We start from the raw sequence: 4,902 nt of genomic DNA, 5'->3' as shown, positions 1-4,902 counted from the left end.
TGGGCCCGGCAGGACTCGAACCTGCAACCAGACCGTTATGAGCGGCCGGCTCTAACCATTGAGCTACAGGCCCCGCGACGCGATGTTCCCGATGGCGATCGCATCCAGCGATGCGTCGGGCCGAAGACCGGGGAACAGGCGACGGTGCCGGCACCGTTTACAGGGCGACGCGCCATCTCGCAATGCCAGTGGTGCAGCTGTCCCGCTGGCGGGGTCGTGCGGCGCGACACCCCATCTGGGCTGCGCCAGCGGCTGCCGCACCGGTGGAAGTTCGCGGCACTCGATCATAGGCGACAGCAGGCAGGCCTGATCCACCAAGACCCCGGCGAACGCGACCACCTTGCGCCATGTCTCGGTCTCGTCCGAGATTAACTGGCCGAACTCGGCCGGTAGCAGCAGCGCCGCCGCGCTCGCGAAAGCCAGCAGCCCCACAGCGGCGCGCGCGGCTTCCCAACACCGGCGCATTTGCCTACAAGCAGGCTAGCGGCCTTCGGGAGCAGAACGTCATGCGTATCACGGCGATTGTTTGTCTTGAGCTCATTTGTCTTGGCCTCGCATTGCTCGGCGGCAACGCATCAGCGCAACAGCAGGAGGCGGCCATCAGCAAGACCATGATCAGTCTGGGTACGGCGACGCCGGGCGGCGGCTTCCCGCTCTATGGCGATAACTTCGCTGCGGTCATGAATGACGCGGATCCTTCGTTTGTGATTACGACGCGCAACACCAAGGGCAGCAACGAGAACATCCCGTTATTGGAGAAGGGCGAACTCGACCTTGGCCTCGTCGCCGGCGAGCCAGCCTACCAGGCGTTCATGGGCATTGATCGCCCGCCGACCAAGGTGAAGATCCTGACCGCGATCTATTCCAGCCCCGGCCTGTTCGTGGTGCGGGCCGACAGCCCCTACAAGACCATCCGTGACCTGGTCCGGCAGACCGTCGTGTTCGGCGCCAAGGGCTCGGGCCTGCCGATCATGTCGCGCTACATGCTCGATGGTCTCGGCCTCAAGCAAGACGAGGATTTCAAGGCGGTCTATCTCGACCGCGCCGGCGACGGACCGGCGATGGTCGAGGACGGCCGCGCTGGCGCGCTGTGGGGGGCCGGCATCGGCTGGCCCGGCTTCGAGGCAATGGCGAAAAGTGCTGCTGGTGCGCGCTTTATCGCACCCTCAGCGGACGAGATCGCGCAGGTGCTGGCCAAGCACAGCTTCCTCAAGCGCCTGACCGTGCCGGCCGGGAGCTATCCGAACCAGACCGCGCCGATCTCCTCGATCGGCTCATGGAGCTTCGTGCTGGTCCGCGAGGATTTGCCCGATGATGTCGCCTATCGGCTCGCCAAGACCTTGCATGGCGCGGAGGGCACGCTGTGCAAGACGCTGGCGCAGGCCTGCGAGACCACGGCAGTCAATACCGTAGCCGCAGCGCCACGGCTCGATCTGATTCATCCGGGGGTGCTGAAGTACTTCCAGGAAATCGGCATCGCGAAATGAGAGGGGCGAATAGCGAGTAGCGAGTAGGGAAGTAAGAACCAGCTCCATTCGCTACTCGCCATTCGCCTCTTACTTTTTGATCATCGGACACGCCGCATCCGGCGGTCCGAACGCGTCATCGCCCGAGATCGTCGCCAGGATCTTGTAGTAGTCCCACGGATATTTACTCTCCTCCGGCGACTTGACCTGCACCAGCATCAGATCATGCACCATGAGATTGTCCGCACGCAGCTTGCCGTGACGGGCGAACATGTCCTCGACCGGCGCCTCGCGCATCTTCGCGGCCACAGCGAGCGGCTCGTCGGTGCCGGCGGCCTTGATGGCGTTCAGATAGTGCATGACCGAGGAGTAGACCCCGGCCTGCCACATCGTCGGCATCCGGTTCATCTTGGCGAAAAAGCGCTTCGACCATTCGCGGGTCTTGTCGTCCATGTCCCAGTAGAACGAGGTCGTCAGCAACAGGCCTTGGGCGGCCGGCAGGCCCAGCGAATGGATATCGGTGATCAGCGCCAGCAGGGCCGCCATCTGCTGGCCGCCCTTGAGCACGCCGAACTCCGATGCGGTCTTGATCTCGTTCGTGTTGTTCGGCGGACCGGCGGCGATGCCGATGATCTTGGCCTTGGACGATTGCGCCTGCAGGATGAAGGAGGAGAGGTCCGGCGTCGCAAACGGCGGCCGCACGGCGCCTAGCACCTTGCCGCCGGACGCCGTGATCACGCTCGAGGCATCGCGCTCCAGCGAGTGCCCGAAGGCGTAGTCGTCGGTAATGAAGAACCAGCTGTCGCCGCCGCGCTTCACCACTTCCCTGGCCGTGCCGGTGGCGAGCGCGTGGGTGTCGAACACCCATTGCATGGCGTAGGGCGAGCAGAACTTGCCGTGGAAATCGGCCGCGCCGGTCGACTGCGTGATGAACAGCCGCTTCTTCTCGTTGGCGATGGTCTGCACCGCGAGGCCGACCGCGGAGACCGGCACGTCGACGATCAAATCGACCTGCTCGGCGTCATACCAGCGCCGCGCGATCGCGCCGCCGATATCAGGCTTGTCCTGATGGTCGCCGATGATGACGCTGATCGGCTTGCCCAATACCTTGCCGCCGAAATCGTCGACCGCCATCTGCGCCGCAGTCACCGACCCCTGTCCGGTCGGCGTCGAGGCCGGACCGTTCATGTCGGTGAGCACGCCGATCTTGACGACGTCGTCGGACACCTGCGCCAGCGCCGCCGATGCCGACAGCATCGCCATCGCGCAGGCCGCAAGCGGTGCAATTCGTTTGGCTGAAATCAACTTCGTCCTCCCCCGGAAATGATCGGCGTGGCGCCGTTGTTTGGCTGCCCGGTCCCGGATGCGGGCAGGCGGCTCGGCCATCTGCAGGCATTCGGCCGCCGCCGTCAATCAGGCCGCGAAGCGGATCTGACCGGCCGCAGAGAGGTCGTAGCCGACGAGCTCGTTGGCACGCATGGCGAGGCGCTTGTCGGTCAGGAAGCGGATCAGCGCCTGCATCGAGGGGCGGAAGTAGCTGCGTTGGCGGGTCAGCAGGTCGAAGCTTTCCCAGGCGAGCGTAATGAAATCGAGGTTGGCGGCCTTGGCCGCAGCGCGCGTTGCGATGCCGCAATCGGCGCTGCCGCTGCGGATCGCCATCGCCAGGTCCGGCCCTGTCAGGCACGGCGGTTCCAGTTGTTTCACATCCTTCAGCGTTGCGCCGGCGCGCTGCAGCAGAACTTCCAGCAGCAGTTGCGCGCCCGCACCCCGCTGGCGGGTCGCGACGGTCGCGCCCGTGGCGAGCACGTCGGCGAGGCTGCGCAGGTTTTTCGGATTGCCCGGAGCTAGCAGCAGACCCTGCTCGCGCCTGGCGACGCCGACCAGGACGGTGTCGTGCAGCGCGGACAACGCGCGGACGGCGGCGACGTTGGCGTCCACGCTGCCCGGCTGGTCGCTATCGGTCTCATCTAGGCGGTGAAAATGCACCGCGGCGGCGATCACCTCGCCGCGCTGCAACCGCTCGACGCCGCGCAAGGTGCCTTCGTTCAACGATGCCAGCGAGGAGCCCGACTCGCGCAACGCCCATTCCAGCAGATCGTCCTGGCTGCCGCCGACGATCGGCGGCGGATCCGCCGGCATCATGCCGTTCGGCCGCGCCATCCCCGAGAGCACCCAGAGGTCCAGCTCGTGGCGCGGGAACAGCCATTTTCCGGTGACCTTGCTGCAGGGAATCGCGCCCAGCGTCACCAATTCGTACAGTTTGCGTTCGCCCAGCCGCAGGTAATCGGCAGCCTCGCTCGTGGTCAGAAATTCCATCCTGCATCTATATGCATACAAGCGGTCCTGTTCAATTAATTGACAAAGTCCGGAATTTCTGCCGAACAGGCCAGGAGGATATCGACCATGGATGAGGCCAGCGCCTGGCAATTGATCGCGACCGGCGATCCGACATTGTTTGCGATCGTGCGGCTGTCGCTGGCCGTCAGCCTGGCGGCGGTGGTGCTCGGGGCCGTGATCGGGCTGCCGCTCGGCGCTGCCCTCGCGCTGCTGCGGTTTCGCGGCCGTGCGCTCCTTCTGGTCGCGCTCAACGCGATGATGGGCCTGCCGCCGGTGGTGGTGGGACTGGCGACTTATCTCCTGCTGTCGCGCACCGGTCCGCTCGGGAACCTCGGCCTGCTGTTCACGCCGACCGCGATGGTGATCGTGCAGACCGTGCTGATCGTGCCGATCATCGGCGCCCTGACCCGCCAGACCATCGAGGATCTCGCGCAGGAATATCGCGACGAGTTGGCGGCGCTGGCGGTCGGCCCCATCGGCCGCATGACGACGCTGTTGTGGGATGCGCGCTTCAGCCTGCTCACCGCACTGCTCGCCGGCTTCGGCCGCGCCGCCGCCGAGGTCGGTGCGGTGATGATCGTCGGCGGTAATATCGATGGCTTCACTCGCACTATGACCACGGCGGTGGCGCTGGAGACCTCCAAGGGCGATCTGCCGCTGGCGCTCGGGCTCGGGCTGATTTTGATCGCGATCGTGGTGGCGATCAACGCCGCCGCTTGGGCCGTGCGCGCTGTTGCCGAACGGCAGGCGGCCTAGACGATGCGCGCGCCGTCGACCGATCTGCCGCTGGTGCTCGACCGCGTGTCGCTAACGACAGGCGCGACCGCGATCCTTGACCAGCTGAGCGTGACCATCGCGGCGGGACAGCCGACCCTGATCGTGGGCCCGAACGGGTCCGGCAAGACCAGCCTGTTGCGCGTCTGCATGGGGCTGGCGCGGCCGACAGGGGGGACGGTGAGCTGGGGCGGTCGCTTTGACGTGGCGCCGCTGCGGCGCGCCTTTGTGTTCCAGCGCCCGGTGATGCTGCGGCGGAGCGTAGCTGCCAATCTCGACTACGCGCTGGCGCATGCCGGCGTTCCCCGCAAGCAGCGTCCGGCGC

6 protein-coding genes and 1 tRNA gene are annotated in these 4,902 nt (G+C 66.0%); 3 read left to right on the top strand and 4 right to left on the bottom strand.

The genetic code is table 11. The features are described 5' to 3' along the window. Both WA702_RS26485 and WA702_RS26480 read right to left on the bottom strand, forming a co-directional pair. Positions 1–73, bottom strand: a tRNA-Ile gene (locus WA702_RS26485). Next, positions 64–432 carry a hypothetical protein gene (locus WA702_RS26480; protein ID WP_425113499.1) on the bottom strand — a complete coding sequence of 123 codons (369 nt, stop codon included), beginning with the start codon at positions 430–432 and terminating at the stop codon, positions 64–66. Before WA702_RS26480 ends, WA702_RS26485 begins: the two co-directional genes overlap by 10 nt. 74 nt (positions 433–506) lie before the next feature. Between WA702_RS26480 and WA702_RS26475 the strand changes: the two genes are divergently transcribed. Beyond that, positions 507–1,487 carry a TAXI family TRAP transporter solute-binding subunit gene (locus tag WA702_RS26475; protein ID WP_425113498.1) on the top strand — a complete coding sequence of 327 codons (981 nt, stop codon included), beginning with the start codon at positions 507–509 and terminating at the stop codon, positions 1,485–1,487. Positions 1,488–1,556: 69 nt separating this feature from the next. Here the strand turns inward: WA702_RS26475 and WA702_RS26470 are convergent, their stop codons facing one another. Further along, a complete protein-coding gene (locus tag WA702_RS26470) occupies positions 1,557–2,729 on the bottom strand; it encodes an ABC transporter substrate-binding protein (RefSeq protein ID WP_425113501.1) in 1,173 nt (390 codons plus the stop codon). Between the two features lie 150 nt (positions 2,730–2,879). Beyond that, on the bottom strand, positions 2,880–3,782 hold the full coding sequence (locus tag WA702_RS26465; protein ID WP_425113500.1) for a substrate-binding domain-containing protein: 903 nt from the start codon (positions 3,780–3,782) through the stop codon (positions 2,880–2,882). Between the two features lie 87 nt (positions 3,783–3,869). Here WA702_RS26465 and WA702_RS26460 point away from each other — a divergent pair, with 87 nt between their 5' ends. Together WA702_RS26460 and WA702_RS26455 are read left to right on the top strand one after the other, a co-directional pair. Further along, complete coding sequence (locus WA702_RS26460; protein ID WP_425113497.1) at positions 3,870–4,559, top strand: ABC transporter permease; 690 nt, start codon at positions 3,870–3,872, stop codon at positions 4,557–4,559. 3 nt (positions 4,560–4,562) lie between these two features. Next, on the top strand, positions 4,563–4,902 hold a 340-nt coding region (locus WA702_RS26455; RefSeq protein ID WP_425113496.1), incomplete at its 3' end, for an ATP-binding cassette domain-containing protein.

Source organism: Bradyrhizobium sp., from assembly GCF_049798375.1.
Classification (GTDB): Bacteria; Pseudomonadota; Alphaproteobacteria; order Rhizobiales; family Xanthobacteraceae; genus Bradyrhizobium.
The sequence above is the reverse complement of the archived record's forward strand: the minus strand, read 5'-3'. Positions and strand labels throughout refer to the sequence as shown.